This window comes from Stutzerimonas kirkiae (assembly GCF_004327335.1).
GTDB lineage: Bacteria > Pseudomonadota > Gammaproteobacteria > Pseudomonadales > Pseudomonadaceae > Stutzerimonas > Stutzerimonas kirkiae.
Map to the genome: position 1 here is coordinate 70,470 of NZ_QJUO01000017.1, position 21,519 is coordinate 91,988.

Annotated in this window: 21 protein-coding genes and 2 pseudogenes; 5 read left to right on the plus strand and 18 right to left on the minus strand. The window is 59.7% G+C overall.

All coding sequences use genetic code 11. The annotated features are described in order from the left end of the window. Positions 1 to 24 precede the first annotated feature (24 nt). From DNJ95_RS11090 to DNJ95_RS11120, 7 genes are read right to left on the minus strand one after another with little or no spacing between them, the layout of a single operon-like run. Positions 25 to 1,077: a response regulator gene (locus DNJ95_RS11090; protein WP_131184810.1), complete on the minus strand. Its 1,053-nt coding sequence runs from the start codon at positions 1,075 to 1,077 to the stop codon at positions 25 to 27. 60 nt (positions 1,078 to 1,137) lie between these two features. After that, positions 1,138 to 2,145, minus strand: a complete 1,008-nt coding sequence (gene cheB, locus DNJ95_RS11095) for a chemotaxis response regulator protein-glutamate methylesterase (RefSeq protein WP_131184791.1) — start codon at positions 2,143 to 2,145, stop codon at positions 1,138 to 1,140. Continuing rightward, positions 2,142 to 4,367, minus strand: a complete 2,226-nt coding sequence (locus DNJ95_RS11100; RefSeq protein ID WP_131184792.1) for a hybrid sensor histidine kinase/response regulator — start codon at positions 4,365 to 4,367, stop codon at positions 2,142 to 2,144. The genes cheB and DNJ95_RS11100 overlap by 4 nt, the downstream gene beginning before the upstream one ends. Continuing rightward, positions 4,364 to 5,053 (minus strand): chemotaxis protein CheW, encoded by a 690-nt coding sequence (locus DNJ95_RS11105; protein WP_131184793.1) that lies wholly within the window; start codon positions 5,051 to 5,053, stop codon positions 4,364 to 4,366. Before DNJ95_RS11105 ends, DNJ95_RS11100 begins: the two co-directional genes overlap by 4 nt. Then, the gene (locus tag DNJ95_RS11110) at positions 5,040 to 6,287 is read right to left on the minus strand and encodes a CheR family methyltransferase (protein ID WP_131184794.1); all 1,248 of its coding nucleotides are present in this window, start codon (positions 6,285 to 6,287) and stop codon (positions 5,040 to 5,042) included. The genes DNJ95_RS11105 and DNJ95_RS11110 overlap by 14 nt, the downstream gene beginning before the upstream one ends. A 5-nt stretch (positions 6,288 to 6,292) precedes the next feature. Next, entirely contained in the window at positions 6,293 to 6,796 is a 504-nt protein-coding gene (locus DNJ95_RS11115; protein ID WP_131184795.1) for a chemotaxis protein CheW, read from the minus strand. A 2-nt stretch (positions 6,797 to 6,798) separates the two neighbouring features. Further along, positions 6,799 to 8,430, minus strand: a complete 1,632-nt coding sequence (locus tag DNJ95_RS11120; protein WP_131184796.1) for a methyl-accepting chemotaxis protein — start codon at positions 8,428 to 8,430, stop codon at positions 6,799 to 6,801. A gap of 303 nt (positions 8,431 to 8,733) precedes the next feature. Here DNJ95_RS11120 and DNJ95_RS11125 point away from each other — a divergent pair, with 303 nt between their 5' ends. Next, on the plus strand, positions 8,734 to 9,699 hold the full coding sequence (locus DNJ95_RS11125) for an alpha/beta fold hydrolase (RefSeq protein ID WP_165491620.1): 966 nt from the start codon (positions 8,734 to 8,736) through the stop codon (positions 9,697 to 9,699). Positions 9,700 to 10,332: 633 nt separating this feature from the next. On the opposite strand, the gene DNJ95_RS11130 is transcribed toward DNJ95_RS11125, so the two are convergent. After that, on the minus strand, positions 10,333 to 10,983 hold the full coding sequence (locus tag DNJ95_RS11130; protein WP_131184798.1) for a hypothetical protein: 651 nt from the start codon (positions 10,981 to 10,983) through the stop codon (positions 10,333 to 10,335). A gap of 421 nt (positions 10,984 to 11,404) precedes the next feature. Continuing rightward, complete coding sequence (locus DNJ95_RS11135) at positions 11,405 to 11,863, minus strand: DUF2846 domain-containing protein (protein ID WP_131184799.1); 459 nt, start codon at positions 11,861 to 11,863, stop codon at positions 11,405 to 11,407. A gap of 548 nt (positions 11,864 to 12,411) precedes the next feature. Between DNJ95_RS11135 and DNJ95_RS11140 the strand changes: the two genes are divergently transcribed. Both DNJ95_RS11140 and DNJ95_RS11145 read left to right on the plus strand, forming a co-directional pair. Continuing rightward, complete coding sequence (locus DNJ95_RS11140) at positions 12,412 to 12,684, plus strand: CopG family ribbon-helix-helix protein (RefSeq protein ID WP_131184800.1); 273 nt, start codon at positions 12,412 to 12,414, stop codon at positions 12,682 to 12,684. Then, the gene (locus DNJ95_RS11145; protein ID WP_131184801.1) at positions 12,684 to 12,959 is read left to right on the plus strand and encodes a type II toxin-antitoxin system RelE/ParE family toxin; all 276 of its coding nucleotides are present in this window, start codon (positions 12,684 to 12,686) and stop codon (positions 12,957 to 12,959) included. Before DNJ95_RS11140 ends, DNJ95_RS11145 begins: the two co-directional genes overlap by 1 nt. Before the next feature lie 251 nt (positions 12,960 to 13,210). On the opposite strand, the pseudogene DNJ95_RS11150 reads toward DNJ95_RS11145, so the two are convergent. The 6 genes and pseudogenes from DNJ95_RS11150 to DNJ95_RS11175 all read right to left on the minus strand — a co-directional run bounded on the left by DNJ95_RS11150 (position 13,211) and on the right by DNJ95_RS11175 (position 19,120). Further along, positions 13,211 to 13,898 (minus strand): annotated as a pseudogene (locus tag DNJ95_RS11150) (transposase). Between the two features lie 86 nt (positions 13,899 to 13,984). Further along, positions 13,985 to 14,335 (minus strand): hypothetical protein, encoded by a 351-nt coding sequence (locus DNJ95_RS11155; RefSeq protein ID WP_131184802.1) that lies wholly within the window; start codon positions 14,333 to 14,335, stop codon positions 13,985 to 13,987. A gap of 252 nt (positions 14,336 to 14,587) precedes the next feature. Continuing rightward, entirely contained in the window at positions 14,588 to 15,232 is a 645-nt protein-coding gene (locus DNJ95_RS11160) for a hypothetical protein (protein ID WP_131184803.1), read from the minus strand. Between the two features lie 215 nt (positions 15,233 to 15,447). After that, positions 15,448 to 15,795 (minus strand): annotated as a pseudogene (locus tag DNJ95_RS11165) (DUF1850 domain-containing protein); the annotation flags it as partial. Positions 15,796 to 16,198: 403 nt separating this feature from the next. Continuing rightward, a complete protein-coding gene (locus tag DNJ95_RS11170; RefSeq protein ID WP_131184804.1) occupies positions 16,199 to 16,405 on the minus strand; it encodes a hypothetical protein in 207 nt (68 codons plus the stop codon). A gap of 291 nt (positions 16,406 to 16,696) precedes the next feature. Then, positions 16,697 to 19,120: a CHC2 zinc finger domain-containing protein gene (locus DNJ95_RS11175; protein WP_131184805.1), complete on the minus strand. Its 2,424-nt coding sequence runs from the start codon at positions 19,118 to 19,120 to the stop codon at positions 16,697 to 16,699. Positions 19,121 to 19,220: 100 nt separating this feature from the next. Here DNJ95_RS11175 and DNJ95_RS11180 point away from each other — a divergent pair, with 100 nt between their 5' ends. Both DNJ95_RS11180 and DNJ95_RS11185 read left to right on the plus strand, forming a co-directional pair. Beyond that, positions 19,221 to 19,592 (plus strand): helix-turn-helix domain-containing protein, encoded by a 372-nt coding sequence (locus tag DNJ95_RS11180; RefSeq protein ID WP_084308991.1) that lies wholly within the window; start codon positions 19,221 to 19,223, stop codon positions 19,590 to 19,592. Positions 19,593 to 19,678: 86 nt separating this feature from the next. Beyond that, on the plus strand, positions 19,679 to 19,900 hold the full coding sequence (locus tag DNJ95_RS11185; RefSeq protein WP_131184806.1) for a SymE family type I addiction module toxin: 222 nt from the start codon (positions 19,679 to 19,681) through the stop codon (positions 19,898 to 19,900). A gap of 32 nt (positions 19,901 to 19,932) precedes the next feature. On the opposite strand, the gene DNJ95_RS11190 is transcribed toward DNJ95_RS11185, so the two are convergent. From DNJ95_RS11190 to DNJ95_RS11200, 3 genes are all read right to left on the minus strand, one after another. Then, entirely contained in the window at positions 19,933 to 20,256 is a 324-nt protein-coding gene (locus tag DNJ95_RS11190; protein ID WP_131184807.1) for a hypothetical protein, read from the minus strand. Next, entirely contained in the window at positions 20,253 to 20,891 is a 639-nt protein-coding gene (locus tag DNJ95_RS11195; protein WP_131184808.1) for a hypothetical protein, read from the minus strand. The genes DNJ95_RS11190 and DNJ95_RS11195 overlap by 4 nt, the downstream gene beginning before the upstream one ends. A 161-nt stretch (positions 20,892 to 21,052) precedes the next feature. Continuing rightward, on the minus strand, positions 21,053 to 21,238 hold the full coding sequence (locus DNJ95_RS11200; protein ID WP_131184809.1) for a DUF7706 family protein: 186 nt from the start codon (positions 21,236 to 21,238) through the stop codon (positions 21,053 to 21,055). Positions 21,239 to 21,519 lie beyond the last annotated feature (281 nt).

Sequence of the window (21,519 nt, forward strand, 5' to 3'; positions counted from 1 at the left end):
GCGAGCCGGCAGATGATGCGCCGCTCAGTCGTCGTTTCCGGGCCGGCCCTGGGTTGCGGCCTGTTCGCTGGCCATCGCCACCTGGTTCCGCCCGCCGCGCTTGGCCAGGTAAAGACCCTCGTCCGCCCTGGCCACCAGGCTCAGGGGGTCCTGCTCCTGGGAGGGCCTGACCGTGGCGATACCGATGCTGACACTGATGACCGAACCCGGTCTGGGCAACTCATGGGGTATGCCTATCGCTTCCACCGTGCGGCGAACCTTCTCGGCCTGCAGGCGTGCGCCCCCGGCCCCGGTACCCGGCATGATCACCGCGAACTCTTCACCGCCATAGCGTGCGACCAGATCGGCAGCGCGGCTGCAACTGACCCTCAGGGCCTCTCCGACATTGCGCAGCACTTCATCGCCGGCGACATGGCCATGCTGGTCGTTGTACGCCTTGAAATAGTCCACATCGATCATCAGCAGTGACAACTCGTTCTGATCGCGCGATGCCCGGCTCCATTCTATTTCCAGGTATTCGTCGAAATAGCGGCGATTGGCGAGGCCGGTCAGGCCGTCGGACTTGATCAGCCGCTGCAGTACCAGGTTGGTATCGAGCAGTTGCTGCTGGCTTTCGCGCAGGGCGCGGTAGGCCTCGTCCCGCTGCAGCAGGGTGAGGTAGGAGTTCGAGTGGTAGCGAATGCGCGCCAGCAGCTCGATCACATCCGGCAGCTTGACCAGATAATCGTTGGCGCCACGGGCAAAGGCCGCACTCTTGACCTTGGCGTCCTCCTTGGTCGACAGGACGATGATCGGCACCTCGCGCAGCCCCGGCGCTGAGCGGTACTGGGCGAGCAGGTCAAGCCCATCCACCCCCGGCATGATCAGGTCCTGCAGGATCACCGTGGGCTTGATCTGCTGCGCGACGCTCAGCGCCTGGTGCGGGTCCGAACAGAAGTGAAAGTCGATATCGCGCTCTGCGCTCAACGCCCGGCGCACAGCCTCGCCGATCATGGCCTGGTCATCGACCAGAAGCACCATCATCGAACTGTCGTACAGGCTGTAAGGATGGTTTGGGTTCCCCGTGGGCCGCTGCATAGTGCTCTCCGCCATTTCTTCTCGTTCTCGTCCGACGGCAGCCGCGCCATCGGCTGATGCCTATTGGTGCAACCGCTCGATCAGTCGCATTGCAATCCTGGGCATCGGCAGGACCTCCACCGCGGCCCCCAGCGCCATGGCCGCCTTGGGCATGCCATAGACGGCGCAACTGGCCTCGTCCTGCGCGATGGTGTGGAACCCGCGCTCGCGCATCAGCTTCAGTCCCCTGGCACCATCGCGCCCCATGCCCGTCAGCAGCACGCCGATGGCCTCGCCGCTCCAGTGCTCGGCCACGCTCTCGAAAAATACATCGATGGATGGGCGATAAACCTGATTGATCGGCTCCGGCCGGTAGACCAGGCGCCCGCCAGGTGCAAGGTACAGATGATTATTGGTGCCCGCCAGCAGCACCGCACCAGGCTGCAGCACCTCACCCTCCTGCGCCAGGCGTACCGGCATGTTCGATTCGCTGCCCAACCACTGCGCCATGCCCGCGGCGAATACCTCGTCGACATGCTGCACCAGTACGATGGCCGCGGGGAAGTTCGCCGGAAGCTGCTTCAGCAACTCCACCAGGGCGGCCGGCCCGCCCGCCGAAGCGCCGATAGCCACCAGGCGCTTGCCGCGACTGGCGCAATTGGGCAACGGCACGGGCGCCACGTTACGGACCGGGCACTGCCCGATCATCCAGGTGATGTTGTGAATCTTGCGCCGCACGACGGCGGCGTCCAGTACCTGTTGCGGCCCCAGGGAAGGCACGGCGACCACGTCCAGGGCACCGTGGCCCATGGCATCGAACACCTGCCGCATGTTGCGCTCGACATCGGAGGTGACGATAAGGATGGCGCAGGGGCTATCGTGCATGATGCGCCGGGTCGCCTCCACGCCATCCATGCAGGGCATCAGCATGTCCATCAGCAACAGGTCCGGCAGTTCCTCGTGGCACCGGCGCACCGCCTCCTCGCCATTCCCGGCCACCCAGATCAACTGGTACTGCGGCTCGCTGGCCAGTGCGCGACGCAGCGCCTCGACGGCCAGCGGCATATCGTTGGCAATCGCGATCTTCATTCCTGCCCCCCACCGATCAAGGTCTGCACGGCCTCGAGCAACGCCTCGTCATGGAAGCTCGCCTTGGCCAGGTAATAATCGGCCCCGGCCTCGAGGCCGCGCCGGCGATCCTCTTCACGGTCCTTGTAGGACACCACCATCACCGGCAGGGATCTGAGCCGCGGGTCCTGGCGCACCAGGGTCACCAGTTCGATACCATCCATGCGCGGCATGTCGATATCGGTGATCAGCAGATCGAAGTGCTCCGCACGCAGGGCATTCCAGCCATCCATGCCATCCACGGCCACCGCCACCTGGTAGCCGCGACTGAGCAGCAGCTTTCGCTCCAGTTCACGCACGGTCAGCGAATCGTCGACCACCAGCACACGCTTGCTGGCCGCCGGACGCTCACCGCCGACATGGTCGACCTTGTCCAGATAGCCATCGCCGAGCAGCTTGCCGACCGAACTGAGCAAATCATCGACATCGAGTACCAGCACAGGCGTGCCATCGTGCAACAGGGCGCCACCAGCGATATCGCGGATCTTGCCCAGGCGGGCGTCGAGCGGCATCAGCACCAGGGTGGACTCGCCCAGGAAAGCCTCCACGGCCAGGCCGTGGCAGCGCTCACGGTCACGAATCAGCACGATCGGGATATTGTCCTCGTCGCCTTTCTTTTCCGTGCACTGCAACAACTGGGCGGCCGACAACAAGCCGATATGCTCATCCTCCAGCCAGAAATGCTGGCGCCCCTCGAGCTGGACGATATCGCTGCGGCGCAGACGCAACATGCGCTCGATCTGTGCCAGCGGGAAGGCGTAGGCCTCCCCGCCGATACTGACCACCAGCGCGCGCACCACCGACAGGGTCAGCGGCAACTCGATATGAAACCGGCAACCCTCCCCCGGCACCTGTTGCAAACGCACGTTGCCGCGCATCCGCCGTATCTCGTGCTGCACCACATCGAGGCCGACACCACGCCCGGACACCTCGGTGACCTCCTGGCTCAAGCTGAAGCCAGGCAGGAAAAGAAAGGCCAGCAGTTCGTCCTCGCTCATCTGCGCCACCTGCTCGGCAGAGGCGAAACGGCGTTGCACCACGGCCTGGCGCACATGCTCCAGGTCGATGCCGGTGCCATCATCGCTGATCTCCAGCACCAGCATGCCGGCATGCTGGTCGGCGCGCAGCAGCACCCGGCCTTCTTCCGGCTTACCCTTGCGCCGGCGCAGGGACGGTTGCTCGACACCATGGTCGACGGCATTGCGCAGCAGGTGCGTCAACGGTGCCTCCAGTTGCTCGAGCACATCACGGTCGACCTGGGTGTTCTCGCCCTCTATGTCGAGGCGCACCTGCTTGCCCAGCGAACGCCCGAGGTCGCGTAACATGCGCGCCTGGCCGGTCAGGCCATCGGAGAAAGGCCGCATCCGCGACGCCAGGGCCAGGTCATGGAGTTGCTGCGTGCGCTGGCCGCCCCGCCAGGCGAAATCATCGAAAAGCGCCTGGTGCGCCTGCAACTGCTGCTGGCACTCGACCAACTGGTTGCGGCTTTCATTCACCAGCGCCTGCAACAGCGGCTCGGCACTGCCGAGCGACTGCTCGCGCAGCGACTCCAGCGTACGCCGCAGCGACTCCTGCTGGCGCTTGAGACGCAATAGCGAGTCACTCAACGGCTTCATGCGCTGGAACTCCACCAGCGACTTTCCGGAGAGGTCGATCAGGTGGTCGAAGCGTTCGGCCGAAACCCGCAGGACACGAGCCCGCTCCTCACTCGAAGGTTCAGGCCGCGCAGTGGCTGCCGCCTGCGACGCCTCACCGGCAGGTACATCGGGCGCAGGGCACAAGGCCGGCACAGCGAAGCCCAGCAGCACCTGCAAGCGGTCGGTGAGATCGTCGATACAAGCATCGACACCGCTGCCAGCCTGGGGCTGAGCGATGCGAAGCAGCATATCGGTGCCCTGCAACAGGGCATCTATATGCTCAGGCAGCAACCGCAACAGGCCCTCCTGGGCCGCGACGAGCAGGTCCTCCATGGCATGGGCGACCTGCACCCCACGCTCCAGGCCGACGATCCGCGCCGCGCCCTTGAGCGAATGCGCCGCACGCATGCAGGCCTCGAGCTGGCCAGCGTTGCCCGGATCGCGCTCGAGCACCAGCAGGCCGGCATCCAGCACCTGCTTCTGCGCCTCGGCCTCCATGCGGAACAGGTCGAGCAGCGAGGCATCTCTCATCTGATCCGGTGTCACGTGAAGCTCCTGATCATGTTCTGCAGTACCTGCTGGTCATCCAGCACAGTGATACTCCGCTCGCGCCATTGCGTGACACCCGCCGTGAAACGGCTGATGGCTCGGGCATCCTCGCGCTTCACCGGGGTTATGCGCGCCAGCGCAATGCGCTGGATAGCGCCGACTTCATCGACCGGCGTGACCAATGGCCCATCGCCGGTTTCAAGGATCAGCATCCGCGGGATCACATGCCGGTCGGAGCGAACCGCCCCATGCTCCAGGCCCAGCAGTTCCCCCAGCGACAGGCAGGCAACCAGGGTGCCGCGCACATTGGTCACCCCCAGCAGCCCACGGGCCTTGCGATGCGGTAGCGCATGGATGGCGGCCACGGGCATCACTTCGGCCAGGCTCCGCGTGGCGAGCGCCAGCCACTCATCGCCCAGGCGGAAAATCAGTAGCGAACGCTGCTCGCCCTCGTCCTCGTGGGCATCGGCCTCTCCGTAACGGGAACCCTCCTGATCCAGATTGCAGCCGTAGTGATCGAGCAGGGCAATGGCCGCGGCGCCATAGACCTTGCAGTTGCGGCAATGGATATGCCGCTCCAGGTGTTGGCAACTCTTGTCGCCGAACACACCGATACGATTCCAGCAATCATCGAGCCGCACCGGCGTCCGGGATAAGGGTATGGAAGTATCATTCACGGCCATCTACCTCCTGCTGCCTGGCTCGCTCGTAGAGCCGCCGTGCGCCTGCCGGATCCCCCCGGGCCTCCAGATGGGCCGCCAGGTGGGTCAGGGCCTCCGAGTGCCGCGGGTCGAGATAGATCGCCTTGCGATAGTAGTCACAAGCCTGCCCGGAACGGGCATCGGCATCACTGAGCAGGCCCAGCCAGTAGAAGCCTTCGGCGCAGGGGCCACCCGCCTGCAGATGCTGTTCGCAGCGCTTGCGCGCCTCATCGCTGCGACCGGCATTGGCCAGTTCGGCGACCTCCTGCCAGATGTCCGTGGCCAGGACCGGCCCGGCGGGAGCGCCCGGTGCCGCTGGCGGAATGGCCCGGATGACCGCCCGTGGCCGTACCACCGGCGCCTTCCGGGGCGCTGGCGTCGCACGGCTGGCCGGATAACGCGCCGGCACAACCTTCGCGGCCTCCGCAGGAGCGAAACGAAAAGCGAAGGTCTGCGGGTAACCGAGGGCCTGCATGCCATTCTGGCTGGCCAGGCTCGCCTCGGCCGGACCGATGAAAAGAATGCCCTGCGGCTGTAACTGCCGCTTGAGCGATTCCAGCACGCGGACCTGGGTCGGCCGGTCGAAGTAGATCAGCAGATTGCGGCAAAAGATAAAGTCATAGGGTGCATCGCTACTGAACAGCTTGTCGTCCAGCAGGTTGCCGCAGCGAAACCGCACACAATCCCGGACCCGCTCATCGAGTGAAAAACCATCCGGTTGCTGGCGGAAAAACCGCTCACGAAACTCCAGCGACTCGCCACGGAAGGAGTTGCGCCCGTAGAACCCGCGCCGGGCCAGCACCACCACCCTGTCGCTGACATCGAGCGCATCGATCTGGAAATGCCCGGGAGCGAGCCCCGCGTCCAACAGGGCCATGGCGATGGAATATGGCTCCTCGCCACTGGAACAGGGCAGGCTGATCAGCCGCAGCGGCCGCGCACCCTGTATCCGCGCCTGGCTTTCCAGGGCCAGGCTGGCGAGCGCCCGGAACGACTCGGGATAACGAAAGAACCAGGTCTCCGGCACCACCACTGCTTCGACCAGGGCCTGCTGTTCCCTGCGCGAACCATTCAGGGTGGCCCAATAGTCCTCCATGGCCTGCTGGGCATTGGCACCCATGCGCTGCCGCACAGCTCGCTCGATGACACTGCGACCGACAGATTCGGCATCCAGGCCGATACGGGATTTGAGCAGGCGTTCGATGTGCTCGATCATGGCCGTCAGCCCTGCTCCACCGGTTGGAACAGCAGGGCGCGCAGCGCATCATCGAGCAATGAAGCGACCTCGATACGCTGCACCAGCCCCTCGACATCCTGCTGCACCGGCCCCAGGTAGCCTGGCTGCCCCGCCTCCAGGCCACTGGGCCGGAACGCCGCCGACGGCAGGCGCAGGGTATCGGTCGCCTGTTCGAGGACCAGCCCCAGCACCGGGGATGCATCGCCCTGCCGCGCGTCGAAACGCACCAGCACCAGGCGTGTACTATTGCGCACATGCGCCGGGCGCTTGAGCACGCGCCGGCTCATGTCGAGCACAGGCACCATCCGGCCACGGTGCTGGAAGACACCCGCCACCCACTCCGGTGCCTCGGGCACCTGCTTCAGACGGCGCAGGGGCAACACCTCGACCACTTCGTGAACATCGAGCGCATAGCGGTCCTCCCCCAACCGGAAGAGCAGATACAGCCCACCCGCGGCGGGCTTGTCGAGGAGACTGGCGGCGGCCATGGTCAGACCTTGAAACGGCTGACGCCAACGCGCAGGTTGTTGGCCACCTGGTTCAACTCATCGATCGCCGCCCCGGCCTGGCGCAGCGAATCCACCGTCTGGCTGCTCGCTTCGCCAAGCTGCACCAGTGCCTGGTTGATCTGCTCGGCGCCGGTGGACTGCGCCTGCATGCCTTCGTTGACCATCTGGATACGCGGTGCCAGCGCCTGTACCTGCTGGATGATCTGCGTCAGTTGATCGCCCATTTGCGCCATTTCCCCGATGCCGCGCCGGACCTCCTCGGAGAACTTGTCCATCCCCATCACCCCGGCGGACACCGCCGACTGGATCTCGCGCACCATCTGCTCGATATCGTAAGTCGCCACCGCTGTCTGGTCGGCCAGGCGCCGTACCTCCACGGCGACCACGGCGAAACCCTTGCCATATTCACCGGCCTTCTCGGCCTCGATCGCGGCATTCAGCGAAAGCAGGTTGGTCTGGTCGGCCACCTTCACGATGGTCGTGACCACATGATTGATATTGCCGGCCTTCTCGTTGAGGATCGACAACTTGCCGTTGACCACATCGGCCGCTCCCATGACCTGGTGCATGATCTCCTCCATGCGCGCCAACCCCAGTTGCCCGGTACCGGCCAGGACAGAGGTCTGCTCGGCGGTATCGGACACCTCGCTCATGGTCCGCACGAGGTCACGCGAGGTAGCGGCGATTTCCCGGGAGGTGGCGCCTATTTCCGTAGTGGTCGCGGCGGTTTCCGTGGCGGTGGCCTGCTGCTCGCGGGAAGTCGCGGCAATCTCGGTGACCGAAGCGGTCATCTGCACGGACGAACGCTGGGCGTGCCCGACCAGCGTCTTGAGTTCGGCCACCATGCTGTTGAAACCCACCTCGATGGCATTGAACTCGTCGTGGCGCTGCATATCCAGGCGCACCGACAGGTCGCCGCCCTCCAGTGTCCGCAGGGTATTGACGACACTGTTCACAGGACGGGTAATCGCCCGTAGCAACAGCCAGCCACAGACGCCTGCCGCGGCGATCGCCACCAGAATGGCAACCAGCAGGCCCATTTCCAGACTGCGTATGGCATCACCGATTTCATCCGCGGCGCCATCGGATAGCGCCCGATTCAACTCGGTCAGTTCGATCAGCAGCGCCTGGCCTTTTTCCCATTCGGGCAAGACGCGTTCCTCGCCGGATTGCCGGGCCTGCCGCAACCGGTCGTCGCGCGGATCATCGAACAGTTGGCCGTGGTGCTTCAGGTATTGCACATGCTGCTGCTTGAATTGGTCCACCAGCGATCGCTCGTGGTCATCGTGCATCGTCCCCTGGTAGCTCGCCAGCAACTCGTCCATGGCCCGCTCGGTCGCGGCGAAGCGCTCCCGATAGCCATCGACCAGCGCTTCCCCGCCGTCATCCCCGGAACTCAGCAACAGCCCGCGGGTGTCGAGCATATGCTGCGCCCACGCGGCCTGCAGCTTGCTGACGTAATAAGCGCCAGGCACCGACTCGTCGCGCATCCCGTCCACCTCGCCCTCGATCTTGGCCAGGCGTAAATGGGATGCCGAGGCCAGCAGTATCAGGATGGCAATAACCAGGGTGAAACTGGCAATGATTCGGTTGCGTACGGTCAGGTTCATCATCTCTCTCGGCACCCGGACTGAGCCGGTTCGTATAGTCGATTACAGCATACCGGCACAGCGCCATGCATGCTGCAGATCGGTGACTTCCCGACACCGAAAAAACCGCAGGGCAGGATTTCACCCCTGCTGGAATCGTCCAGACTCCTGCCACTCCATCGCGTGCAATCCGGCCCATGGTCACATCCAGAAAAGCACTGCAACGGCTCCCACTGGACAGCATTGCTATAGTGGCCCGTCTCGACAAGCTTGAGTGGAAGGAGCCGTAACGTGAAGAAGACCGCCATCGCCCTGCTGCTGGCAGGCATGCTCCCGCTCGGCGCCCAGGCCGCACAGACCGCCCAGGCCTACGGCCCGCAACTGGAAGGCTTCGCATACCCTCATCCCCTGCAACGCTTCGAGTTCAGTTCACAACAGCAGCCACTGGGCATGGGCTACATGGATGTCAGCCCCGAAGGCGACGGCAATGGGCGAACCGTCGTGCTGCTGCACGGCAAGAACTTTTGCGCCGCCACCTGGGAACAAAGCATCCGGGTGCTCGCCGACGCGGGATACCGGGTCATCGCCCCGGACCAGATCGGTTTCTGCAGTTCGAGCAAACCGCGCGGCTATCAATTCAGCCTCGCCCAACTGGCCAGCAACACCCGCGCCCTGCTGGAATCCCTGGGCCTGGAAAAAGCCACGCTGGTCGGCCACTCGATGGGCGGCATGCTGGCGGCCCGCTTCGCCCTGAACAACCCCGACATGGTGGAAAAACTGGTGCTGGTCAACCCGATCGGCCTGGAAGACTGGCAAGCCGCGGGCGTGCCCTATGCCAGCATCGACCAGTTGTACCGGAACGAACGCTCGACCACGCGCGACAGCATCCGGAACTACCAGTTGAAGTTCTATTACAACGGCATCTGGAAACCCGAATACGACCGCTGGGTCGACATGCTGTACGGAATGTACGCCGGGGCGGGCAAGGATATCGTGGCCTGGAACCAGGCCCAGGCCTCCGAAATGCTCTTCACCCAGCCGGTCGTCCATGAATTCCCCAGCATCCAGGCCCCCACCCTGCTCCTGATCGGCGGCAAGGACCGAACCGCCCCCGGCGCCAACCGCGCCCCCGCCGAAATCGCCCAGCGGCTGGGCGACTACCCACGGCTAGGAAGGGCCACGGCGAACGCCATTCCGCACGCCACCCTGGTCGAATGGCCGGAACTCGGTCACTCCCCCCAGGTGGAAGCGCCCGGGATCTTTCATGAGGCATTGCTGAAAGGCCTGGAATGAGGCCCCTTTTCCTCGGCGGTCCAGCTCCGCGCTCGTCCACACCGATGCCTGCGCACTGCCAGCCATCGCCGCGGACTCTGCCCGGGGCCTGGGGGCATAGTTCTCCCTCGGGGAAATTTTTGCCTTTCGACATTCGCGAGACTCTGACACCTACTTGCGGTATAACCTGCCCGGCCCTGGAGGCTCGCTCAACTGCTACTTGCTACGGCCGGCTGACTTCTGCACGCGCATCCCGGCGGCCCTCGACGCCCGGTAGCACACTGGCAACGCACAGATCTCCCAGGATAATCCGCGCGACCTTCCTGCTTATGCCTGTCGGATATACATCACAGCGTGATGTACAAATATCGGGCTTTGACGATTCTGCGCTGCCTCTATCCGCTTCCTGTTCGTCAGGCCAGCATTTTGCCTCGAGCTTCCTTCAGATTCGCAGCCGCCCGCGACACCCTTGCCGGGTGTGTAGAAGACTTTCACCTCCAAGTCGCCAGGCTCACCACCACAGTGGCCCCGACAGCGCCATGCCTGGCGCATCATAAAAAATCCGATGCTGTAGAGAGGCATCGGATTTGGATTTTCTGAGGGTTTACATCAAGTGCAAATGCTTAACTGACCGGCATTACTCCGTAGCAGCGCCTAACCTACGACGGCTCTGTACATCCAGCGCACGGTGGTGCAGATGGAATATTGCGAGGGTATGAAATAGCACTCTGCGACTGAGCGGTACGTTTCGTTTCCCGATGCTGCTGTATTGAATTGCACATTCGTATTGTTTTGCGGGTCGATCCGGACCACATTACCTTGGTAGGTAAATAGCGCATCATCAGGATTTTCCGACGGGTCAAGGGCCGGATTGAGGATATACGTGGTGCCACCCAGCTTGATGGCCGCGAACGCATGTAACTGATCGCTACCCGCCGCCAATATGCAACTGTCGTAGTTCTGCATGCTGTTGATTCGGTCGACCAGCGCTGCTGCATTTCCCGCGTTGGTCGCGTTCAGGCTTATTACATTCCAGCCGTAAGACCGTAAATAAGCTGCAACGGCGTTGGAACGTATACCGTTTACATTGATCAGCTCCCGGTCGTTTACCTGGGTGAATGCGCCGGGATTATGTGTTCTCATCGCACTTGCACCGTAGCTGAACAACGCGTTTTCGTTCTTGCGCCAGTAATTGGCGTTTTGCGCAATCATCCCCACGCTGGCGGCGACACACTGGTTCGTGTTTTCCTCCTGCCGAATATGAGTGAGCGTTATTCCATTTCTCGTGATGGGGCTCCAGATCATGCCTGACTCCTTCGGTGAGTATTCCCCTCGGTGTGTGCCTGCGCGAAGAAAGGGGACTAAGAAAAAGCGGACAAATTTATTTATCGGTGCACATCATCAGACGGGAAAAATCTATCCCCTTTTCAAGATCCGAGATCTATCCGCGCCACAGCAAATCGGCCATCGGTCCATGCCGATTGTGCCTTCTGCACGACCAAGGCCATAGGTCCCGATACCGAGCGGGTGCTCCGCGGCTGAGTATTTCGTGGTGCTCTACGCTCGGCGACGATGCACCAACGATCCCGTCCGCCCCCTGGCGGAATATGAGCAGGACAAGCGCCGCTCGGCACACGGCAAGCCGAGCGGACTCCCGGCGGGAGAAAAATGCCTGGGGCGGCTGGGGCCGGTACTGACAGCAGCCCGAGCCACGGCCCTTTGCGTCTTATTGCGAACAGTTGCCTGTCTTGGCCAGCTCAAGATCGGCGATGGCTTTCTGCGCCTTCTGCTCGTCGACCAGCTCCAGATTGGCACCGCCGACGAATGCCCCCATCTTGATGTACTGGCGAACGTAATAGTTCTTACCCGGCTCGGTCTGCACCAGCAGGATGTTCGGGGAGAACTCGGATTCGGTGGACAACTTGTGCTCCACTCCACCCTGAACCTGCTGGTAGAAGAAGATATTGGGCGCAGACTCACCGACGCACTTGTCGTTGAGCCAGATATCCTTCTTCAGTGCCCCACCGAAACTGCCGGCACGGTAAATGTACAACCCCGCGTTACCTGTAGCAGGCGCGGTGAAAGCCTTTGCCTGGGTGGAAACCTGCTTGTCCTCCATGGGAACCGACGCGCAACCGACGAGCAGCGAAGAGGCGAAGGCCGCCAGGGCTATTTTCTTGAGCATGATGACTCCTAGTCTATTACGGGCAGATATGCCCGGATGGGTGGAAAAGACCGGCGAACGGACGAGCAACCCGCTATCGCGGGTGCGCCTGAAGACAGGGAAAAGACCAAACGGGGAGGTGGGCACTTGACCGCACGCATCACTGCGCATGCTGGAAATCCTTCTCGACTGCCAATAATATCAATTCAACATCATTGATAACAGCGACAATATCCGCTGCCCGACCTCCAGGCAAGCGTATCCCTTGCAAGACGCGCCAATAAAGGGCACCCACAGGACTTCAGCACCGGGAGCCCTGCGCCTGTGTCACGCGGAAAGCAGGCTGGGCCATTGACCGTACTAACGAGTAATCCAGATTACTGCTACGAGGTCGTGCGCCCGCACCAGGGCCTTGGTAATACACATCTGACTCGATCACTCTTGTTTTATAGCGGCAAACAAATCCGTCCCCTTTTCCAGCACCTTGACTCTACCAGGCTATTCACTATGATTAATTTTTAATCATTCATATGCGGATCGGCGCAAACCGAGCACAGGAGCAAACCATCATGGCCGCTATCCCAAAAACCCGATCTGTCACCGCTCACGTCCCTGTAGAACTGGCCGAACGAGTCGATGAAATCGCTGGGCGTCTTGAGCGCTCCAAAAACTGGATCGTCAAGCAAGCCCTGTCCGACTGGATCGACCAGGAGGAAGAGCGCAGTCGCCTGACCCGAGAGGCCTTGGCCGATGTAGATACTGGCCGTGTAATCGACCACCAAGCAGTTCAGGCCTGGGCCGAGAGTCTGAACACCGAGACGCCGCTGCCGGTACCGTACTGATGGAGTTGAAGTGGGCGAGCAAAGCACTATCCGACCTGGCCCGGCTCTATGACTTCCTTGCCGCGGTGAACCAGGTCGGTGCGGCCCGCACAGTGCAGCAGCTCACTACCGCACCAACCGCACTCCTTGCCAACCCGCGCATTGGCGAAAGGCTGGAAGAATTCGCACCGCGTGACGTACGGCGAATTCTGGTCGGACACTACGAAATGCGTTACGAAATCATAGACGCCACTATCTACCTGTTGCGCTTGTGGCACACCCGTGAAGATCGCTGATCCGATCGTGTCCCTGGAAGTGGTGTAACTGAGAAAAAAGAGAAAAAAGAGAAAAAAGGGGACAGATTTATTTATTGACTCACGCCATCAGCCGAAAAATAAATCTGTCCCCTTTTCCCATCAATCAAAGTATCTCTACTTTTCTCCCACCCCCCATAAGACATACATCCACAAATGTTTAGAATTAAAAAAACCAACAACAACATTTTATTTATCGTTCAAAAAAGGGGACAACAAAAAAGGGGACAGATTTATTTTTCGGAATTATTCCTGGGCCTGCCCTGACCTCGCAACTCTACCCGTTGTCCTTGGATTTTCTCTATCTCGTCTACAAAGCGGGAACTCCCGGTTAGCTGCCCTCTCTGCAGGGCGGCACGGATCAGGTCAATTTCACTTGATGGAGCGGCTTGGCGCATGAACTCCATATAACGGACACGACGCCTTTCAGGCGTGTCGCCAAGTGCGATGAAACAAGGGTCAGTGTCCAGCCAGTCGCTGTCCGTTTCATCCGTGACACGCATCCGATAACTCGACCAGACGTAATCGCCCGCCTCGGCGACCATACGCCAACTCGATATAGCGACAACAGGCAAGCAAGTAGGCATCTGACTCGACCACGCTGGACTTGTAGCGACTTTCCCAAAGGGTGCCAGTGCGCCCTTCCAGGCGATTCCGATAACGTGTGGCACGTGCCGCCAATGCCTTCATCAACTGTCCCAACCCGCCTAGGGCGTCACCAGGCGCAAGCAGCAGGTGGACATGATTCGTCATCAGACAGTAGGCGTAAACCTTGACCCCAAAGGCATCTTTCAACTCGCGCAGATCAGCAATGTAACGTTGATAATCCTGCTCAGCAGTAAACACCACCTGCCGGTTGTGACCACGTTGCACCACATGATGTGGGTAATTCGGCAACACAATGCGCCCCATCCTTGGCATGACAACCTCCTTCCGTTGAGGCCTTCAGCTTAGTCGATCAGACAGAAAATAAATCTGTCCCCTTTTCCTAGACTTGACTCATTGGTTCAATGAACCGTACATCTGCCGCGTTTATCTGTCTCATATCTCCAAGACACCATCACATTACCCTTATCCAATAAAATAGAATACCTGCAAGGCCCGCCATAGATAATAAAATACCGCATAAATTCTCCTTCAGATATAACCTTATAAAACTTTCTCTCAACATGATAATTAAAAAAATAACTCCCGTATTTTGCCCCATAAGAGCCTTCTTCAAGAATAAGCACAGGGTCTAGCTTTTTCCCAACAAACTGATTCCTGTCTCCCTCCCACGCAGAGCGATATGGAATACAACCAGCCACCAATACTATTAATAAAAAATCAATCCATTTGATTGCTTTCATTAAATTCATTTGCCCGCTCAATTTGAATTAAATATTTATCATACAAAGACCCATAATTAGTTAGCAACGCAGGAGGCATGCTGCCCAAATTCTCGAGCAGATTCATTGGAGCGCCATCCTTTGCTTTAACCAAATTCATCATCCACTAAGAAAAGGGGACACGTAAGAAAAGGGGACAGATTTATTTATTCACCAGGCAATGGGCAATGAAAAATAAATCTGCCCCCTTTTTCTAGTCCCCTTTTTCTCAAGGAGACCCTGTCAATTATCCTTTGTTACCAACTGTTGAATCGATTTGCAATTCGCTTCAAGAGCCTTGTCAAAATACATCTTCGACTCATCCTCATTAGCAGATGCTTGATAGGCCAGCTCATAAGCATCCGCCAATATTTGCTCATATGTTTGAGTCGCTATCCTGCGATCAATATCTGCCACATAGCATCTTATCTGGAAGGCATGCACCGTCATTGGATAATAAGACTGCCATTTGTCCCCCGCTTTTATACTCTTGAACAGCCGTTCTCTAGCAGCATCTCGCTTTTCAGTAGTCAAATCCTCCTCAAGCGAATGATAGCAAAGAGATAGCTGAGCAACTCCTGCAACAATAAGCCCTTCCTCTGCCGCTCTCCTTATCATTGAGCAGCCCTGCTCTTCTATTTGTACTTTCTTAACAGGATTTCCCTCACTCTTCTCCCAAGCCATCAGCACTTGTGACAAACCGAGCTTATATAGATAAACAGGCGCTCCATGCGGATCTTTTTTAGCATTAGCTATAGCAGCTTCTTGTAATTCCAGAGCATGCAATAGAGATGCGACATATGCCTCCTTGATGCCTCCAACAGTACTCTCGGAAGCATTTACCCACTGGAAAGAAAGAGCCAAGAAAATAAAAACAAAAAATTTCATAAGTTAGTCTCATAAAAACGACGACACCAGAAAATTACTCCACCCGGGCTATCGACGCGCGGAGAGCCAGCATATTGACAATAGAAAAAACCCCACAGGCTCGCGCCGCATGGGCGTTCTCTTCTTTGCCGCCGGCGCTTGTAGCGCCGGGAGCCTCCTGGCAAACCTAGTCCACGTCGGACGTGGCGGAGCCCAGCTCGCAGCTCCACAGTTCCACAGTTCCACAGTTCCAGCATTGGCTGGCTCGCTTGTGGCGGGCCGAGCCAGTCGCTCAACGGGCGACAACGCTGGTCGATGCACAGTTGGTAATCCCCTGCCTCGGGCGTACGCCCGACTCGCAGTGGTTGCAAGGGCGGTAGCCGGCTCTGGTAATGCCAGTTGCCATTGCGCTGTTCGGCGCCGTCGGGAACTTCCATCCCGGAGCCGGAACCCTTGATCCGCGCTGCGCCGAGCAGCAATCCCTCGGAGCCGACGCGGTAATCCTCTTCCCAGCGAATCTTCTCGATGCTGTGATCCCAGGCCAGGGTGAAGGACGCAACCGGCACTTGGGGAAAAGGGGACATATTTATTCACCGGGCAATGGGCAATGGGCAATGAAAAATAAATCCGCCCCCTTTTCCCAATTTTTCTGTTTCCCGCTATTTTAATTAACAATGCAGCCACTTTTATTTTTTGTTTCATAACGCCATGACACCATAACCCCATCTTCATTGATAAGAATGGAGTACTTACACCGCCCCCCAAGTTATATAGTACCTAACAAGCCCACCCTCCACAATAACAGCATCAAACTTTCTCTCAACAAAGGTATCAAAAAAGTAGTTCCCATACTTCGCCCCATAAGAGCCATCAGCCAGAATAATATCAGGATCAAGTTTTTTCCCAACAAACTGATCCCTATCCCCCTCCCACGCAGACCTATAAGGAATACAAGCAGAAGAAAAAAGCATCAAGAAAAACAAAGCACTATTTCTCAATAGAATTTTTTGCCCTATCAATAACAACCCTATACTTATCATACACCGCACCGTAATTCAAAATAAAAGCAGGAGGCATACTCCCAATATTTTCCACAAAAGTCATATCAACCCCGCCCTTGGAAACTTTCAAATCGATCATCCACTGATCATGCAAAGTTGCAAAAGAGTTCATTCCTGGAATTTCATTCAACACATTACTAATCGTTGTACCATGACATATAGAGTAAAACGCCGCACAACCAGACTCACCCACCAGTCTATTTAAGCCAATATTTTTCCTTCACGTAACGCTCCATCTATCGGTACCTGTGGCACCATTCCAGAACTCTCATCAAATCTTGCCCCATCACTTCTATCAACTCCCGGCCTTGCATCTGGCCCACGCCCAACTGAATATTGATAAAGCTCCATCATGGCCCCTGTTCCTGCAATGGTTGGGTAAAAAGGTAAAAAGGGTAAAAAGGGGACAGATTTATTTATTGACTCACACCATCAGCCGAAAAATAAATCTGTCCCCTTTTTCCCTCACCGCCAAGGGCTTGAGCAGGCGCTGGGCGTTCTGGTGCAGGCGGGTGATGGCCTGTTTCTCGGCGTCGGCCAGCAGGCCGTCGAGGGTTTGCTTGTGGCGCTGCGCGGCGTGGATCGCCTCGGTCTGCTCGCGGCTTTCGTTGATGGTCAGCACCAGGCAGCGGTTGAGCAGTTCTTCGTCGATGTCGATCGCCGTGGTGGTCAGCATCAGCATCACCGGCCCCTGCACCCGGTATTGCTTGGTCACCAGGTTGCCGGTGGTTTCGTCCTTGCCGGTGCTGGCGATGGTCAGTTCGCCATCCGATTGCAGCAATTTGAGCGCGTAGGCCGCCTGGCGCACGCCCTCCTCTTCGGCGATGGCCAAAATCCGGTGTTGCAGGTCGGTTTCGCCGAGGTAGAACAGGCTTTGCCCGGTCATGGCGCTGTACTGGATGCGTTCTTCCTCCGGCATCAGGTTCAGCACCGCGTCCATCAGGCTGGACTTGCCCGCCGCGCTGCTGGATTGGATCAGCACCGCCAGCGGCTGGTCGAGTTTCCTGGACACCGCCGCCAGGTAGCCGGCCAGTAGGTTGGACGCTTCGCCGACCACGCCGCAGCGCGCCAGGTCAGCCTCGAGGCGCTCGATCAGCTTCGGCGCGCGCAGCAGTTCCAGAGCGCTTTGCTCGTCCTCGGCGCTGAGGGTCGGGGTAGGATTTTTTGGTGCCAGTGCCGCCCGGATCGCCGCTTCCTGCAAGCCTTCCAGCTTGAGCAGCACCTGGCCCAGATCGCGCTTGAGCAGTTCTTCGCTCACACCCAGTTCGAGACTGGCCTGCTTCACATAGCTGCTACGCGCCTTGGCCGCGTACAGGTCGAAGCTGTCCACGTAATACGCCGCCTCCGCCTGCTCGCTCGCCTCGCGGCGTACCTGCACATTGACCCGCATCTGTTCCGGGCCAAGGTTCTTCTTCCAGCCCCGCACCCGCCAGTGCCGATCCGCCACTGCCAGCAGCAGGTCGCCCTGGGCGTTTTCGCTGAACTGTTCGGGGGGCGTTTCCGAATCGGAAACTGGCACGCACGGCACCGGGGCCAGGGGCATTTCCGAATCGGAAACGGCGGCTGCCTGCGGCGCGGCGGCTAAAGGAAAAGTCTCATCCTCGGCAGCGGACATTTTCGCGTCCGCGAAAACGGTGTCAGGGCGTTCTTCATGGGCCGATATTTTCGCGTCCGCGAAAATGACTTCATCGGCCACCACGCCCTTGCCCTGCCACAGCGCCCGCTGCAACAGCTCGCCCAACGCCTGCGCCGGGTTCTCCACCTGCCGCGCGAAGGCATTGGCATCCAGCCCCTGCGGGAACAGCAGCCGGAACACTTCGATGCCAGCACCGCGCAGTGCTTCGCCCAGCGTGGCCGCCGCCGCATCCCCCGCCGCGTCGCGGTCGTAGGCGATCACCACCCGCCGCGGGCCGTGGTGTTTCAGCGCCTGCCAGTGATCCTGGCCAAAGCCGTTCACCCCATAGGCCGCGATCACATGACGAAAACCCGCGCACCAGAAGGTCATGGCGTCGATCAAGGATTCGCACAGAATCACCTCGCCACCGCCCACCAGCGCCGCCTCGTTCCACACCCCGCGCAGCGGCGCGGCCAGGTACAGGTGCCGCGACTGCCCGGCCGGGATCTTGTGGTTCGGCTGCAAGCGCCGGCCGTACAGTTGCACCACCCGCCGGCCCTGCTCGGCATTGGCCCCGCCCTCCAGGCCGATCACCGGCACCACCAGGCAGCCGTTGAGGTGTTCGTGGCCGCTCGAGCGCAGCACCCCCACCGCCTGCAACTGCTGGCGTACCTGCTTGCCGGCCTGGGTATGCCCAGCCGGCAGGCGGTAAGTCAGGGTCTTGTTGGCATAGCCGAGCTGGAAATGCTCGACCAGCTCCGGATGCGTCAGCCCCCGGGACTCCAGGTAGGCCAGCGCCTCGGGCGATTGCTTGAGGTTGGCGTGGTAGAACTCCGCCACCGACTGCAACAGCGCGGCGGCTTCCAGTTCGGAAGCGGCAGAGCCAGCGGCTAAAGGCGGCAGGTGGCGGGCATGGCTGCGCGTCACGCCGACCTTCTCGCTACCCGGCAGCCCCGCATCGTTGCGCAGCAGTTGCACCGCGTGCGGCAGCGACACGCCCTGGGTCTTCATCACCCAGTCGAGCACCGAACCCGCCGCCCCGCAGCCGAAGCAGTGGTACAGGTTCTTCTCCGGCGAGATCGACAGGCTCGGCGTCTTCTCCTCGTGGAACACGCAGTGCATCACCCAGTCCTTACCCCGTTTCTTCAACTCATGGCCCTGCGACTGGATCAGCCGTACCAGCGACACCTCGCGCTTCAGGCGTTCCAGTTCGGCGACGGGGATGCGGGCCATGCGGGGTTTCTCCAGAATTGCGTCAAGATTCTCTTGTGCGCAATTCTAGGCTCTCTTATGCTACCACTGTCAAGCACACCAGATACCCAGGGATAACATCATGGCCACCTTCATCACCCGGCTAACCACGATGAGCATCGCCCAACGACTGGTATCCCTGCGCAAACAGAAAGGCTTGACCCAGCAGGCGCTGGCCGACGCGCTCGGCCTGCACCTCACCCAGGTGAAGCGCTACGAGGCCGGCACCTCGCAACCTTCGCTCGATGCCCTGAAGAAAATGGCGCAAACCCTGCGCGTCACCACCGACTCATTGATTTTCGAGCCGGAGGAACTGGAACCCGACGAGGATCTGCGCCTGCAATTTCAGGCAGTCAGCAACATGCCGGCCGAGGAACAACGCATCGTCAAGCAACTGCTGGAAGGGATGATCATCAAGTACGAAGCGGAACGCTGGTCATCCAAGACCCGCTGACACCGCAGAGAAAGGAGAAGACGCGAACCGAGTGGGCGGCAACCCACCCGGCTCGCTGACCACAACCAGCTATCAAGGAGCTGAACATGGCTAAAACCGATCATAGGCCAGCCGCGCCTAGAACTGAACGCTTCGCCACCGTCGCCGCCGATTACTATCCGCCGCTCGGTGAACCCGCCTACACCCACGACCGCATCGTCCCCGGCATCAAGCTGCGCGGCCACTGGCTGCAACAGGCCGGCTTCCAGGTCAACGAGAAAATACGGATTCGCGTCATGCAGGGCTGTTTGGTGATTACGGCGGAGTGAAACAAATAGCCCCGGCAGTGCCGGGGCTATTTTTAAAACACTTCATGCCTGAGTAGCTTAAAGAAACTATCCTTCCTGACGACCTCCTCTATAGAAGACGATCGCTCTGTCGCATTTATGTAGAGCAATACGGGAAAGTCCGGAAAATCTTGCTCTACAGGCTCTTCATCAAACGAATCAACATTTACCTTCAGAACATAGTGCTCCGAATCATTACGCCCCCACACGTAGTAAATGCCACCTTGATAGGAACTCTCTCTTTCCTCAAGAGAAACTCCAAGCATTTCTTCCACATATTCTTTCGCCAACAGAAGACTTAACTCCCGCCCCCCATATAGGTCGTATGCAATAGTCATTTTGGGAGAGCCACGCTTGGAGCTCGGCCTGTAGCTGTTGCTGCAGAGTCATAAATCATAAAGTTAACTTCACGCCCTGCCCGAGAGCTCAACTGGCTTGCCAAATCTTTCAACCCAAGAGCTTGCAAGTCTCTCGCACTTAATGGCCCAGTACGAGCCCCCCCACTTCTCAAGCCTATTCCTAGGGATTGAGCACGCTGCAAAAGCTCCGGGCTTGCCAAAGCAATATCAAAGTCACTAACTCTGCCAACATCAAATGCTTGCCCGGTTCTGAAACTTTGCCCTGTTACAGCACTTCCTTGAAGAATGGGCTCTACATTCCCATAGCCAGCTCGTGTTAAGCCGTCCCGAGTATCTGCACCAAAGCGCGCAAAATCATCTGCACTTGAAAAACCCTTGGGAACTGCAGTTGCTTTTGCCCCAACTGTATCACCCGACGCGAATTTCGTTGTCCAGGCGTCCAGGCCCAGACGTGGCGCGGCTTCCCAGCGCGTTACACCCAGGTGATGCTCCGTTGCCGCGTAAAATGGCCCCGACGCGACTTTCGGCGTTGCAAGCTGCACGCCCAGAACCGCCCAGGCCAGCAACAACAGGCCCAGCCAGAGCAGCGGATTTCCAGAGTGGATTCGATTCATGGACACGAGCTTAGCGGCCCGCCCGCCGTTGCGCAGCTAAAAACTCAAGCTCCCGGCCGGGGCGGTGGCGCAGCCGCCGGGCCGGCCGGGGGCCAACAAGCGCAGCGCGTTAGCCTCTGCGGGTACAGCAGAGTGAAGGGGCGGTGGCCCGCCCCTCGTCCTCAGCGCGGCGCGTAGCCCGCCTCGGCCAGCGCTCGCTGGAGCTGGTTGATCGCCTCGATCATCTGCTGCGTTTCCCGATTGTCCACCGCCAGGCTGCGGCAGTCGCTGTAGCTGATGCGCTTGACCAACTGCGCCAGGGCCCAGGCCAGGTTGCTGTTGAGCTCCAGGGGGATTGCCGTGTTCATCGCGTGTTCCTCTTCGTGCTCGACACTCGCCGCGAGCGCCGTTTGCCCCGTCCGCGCAGCCCCGCGCGCAGGCCGGTCAAGGGCGGCGCAGCCGGGCGAAGCCTTCACCCTTGACGGGCCGAGCACGGGGCTATCCTGACCGGGCACACGGAGGGCGCTTTACTCGGTCTCCCAGGCGCGGCTTTTCGCTCTGGCTCTGCTCTGGCCTTGGCTTTTGGGGAGCCCCCTTGGGGGCGGACGGGAGCTGGGCAGCCGTTGCGGGGTACGAGCAACGCAGTGCG

Bases quoted from the DNA above. Each gene is read 5' to 3' on its own strand.
- DNJ95_RS11145 (WP_131184801.1), top strand. From the start codon at position 12,684: ATGGAGTTGAAGTGGGCGAGCAAAGCACTATCCGACCTGGCCCGGCTC.
- DNJ95_RS11120 (WP_131184796.1), bottom strand. From the start codon at position 8,430: ATGATGAACCTGACCGTACGCAACCGAATCATTGCCAGTTTCACCCTG.
- DNJ95_RS11195 (WP_131184808.1), bottom strand. From the start codon at position 20,891: ATGAATCGAATCCACTCTGGAAATCCGCTGCTCTGGCTGGGCCTGTTG.
- DNJ95_RS11125 (WP_165491620.1), top strand. From the start codon at position 8,734: ATGCTCCCGCTCGGCGCCCAGGCCGCACAGACCGCCCAGGCCTACGGC.
- DNJ95_RS11160 (WP_131184803.1), bottom strand. From the start codon at position 15,232: ATGAAATTTTTTGTTTTTATTTTCTTGGCTCTTTCTTTCCAGTGGGTA.
- DNJ95_RS11155 (WP_131184802.1), bottom strand. From the start codon at position 14,335: ATGAATTTAATGAAAGCAATCAAATGGATTGATTTTTTATTAATAGTA.
- DNJ95_RS11200 (WP_131184809.1), bottom strand. From the start codon at position 21,238: ATGAACACGGCAATCCCCCTGGAGCTCAACAGCAACCTGGCCTGGGCC.
- DNJ95_RS11190 (WP_131184807.1), bottom strand. From the start codon at position 20,256: ATGACTATTGCATACGACCTATATGGGGGGCGGGAGTTAAGTCTTCTG.
- DNJ95_RS11135 (WP_131184799.1), bottom strand. From the start codon at position 11,863: ATGCTCAAGAAAATAGCCCTGGCGGCCTTCGCCTCTTCGCTGCTCGTC.
- DNJ95_RS11090 (WP_131184810.1), bottom strand. From the start codon at position 1,077: ATGCAGCGGCCCACGGGGAACCCAAACCATCCTTACAGCCTGTACGAC.
- DNJ95_RS11130 (WP_131184798.1), bottom strand. From the start codon at position 10,983: ATGATCTGGAGCCCCATCACGAGAAATGGAATAACGCTCACTCATATT.
- DNJ95_RS11115 (WP_131184795.1), bottom strand. From the start codon at position 6,796: ATGGCCGCCGCCAGTCTCCTCGACAAGCCCGCCGCGGGTGGGCTGTAT.
- cheB (WP_131184791.1), bottom strand. From the start codon at position 2,145: ATGAAGATCGCGATTGCCAACGATATGCCGCTGGCCGTCGAGGCGCTG.
- DNJ95_RS11140 (WP_131184800.1), top strand. From the start codon at position 12,412: ATGGCCGCTATCCCAAAAACCCGATCTGTCACCGCTCACGTCCCTGTA.
- DNJ95_RS11110 (WP_131184794.1), bottom strand. From the start codon at position 6,287: ATGATCGAGCACATCGAACGCCTGCTCAAATCCCGTATCGGCCTGGAT.
- DNJ95_RS11175 (WP_131184805.1), bottom strand. From the start codon at position 19,120: ATGGCCCGCATCCCCGTCGCCGAACTGGAACGCCTGAAGCGCGAGGTG.
- DNJ95_RS11105 (WP_131184793.1), bottom strand. From the start codon at position 5,053: ATGGCCGTGAATGATACTTCCATACCCTTATCCCGGACGCCGGTGCGG.
- DNJ95_RS11185 (WP_131184806.1), top strand. From the start codon at position 19,679: ATGGCTAAAACCGATCATAGGCCAGCCGCGCCTAGAACTGAACGCTTC.
- DNJ95_RS11180 (WP_084308991.1), top strand. From the start codon at position 19,221: ATGGCCACCTTCATCACCCGGCTAACCACGATGAGCATCGCCCAACGA.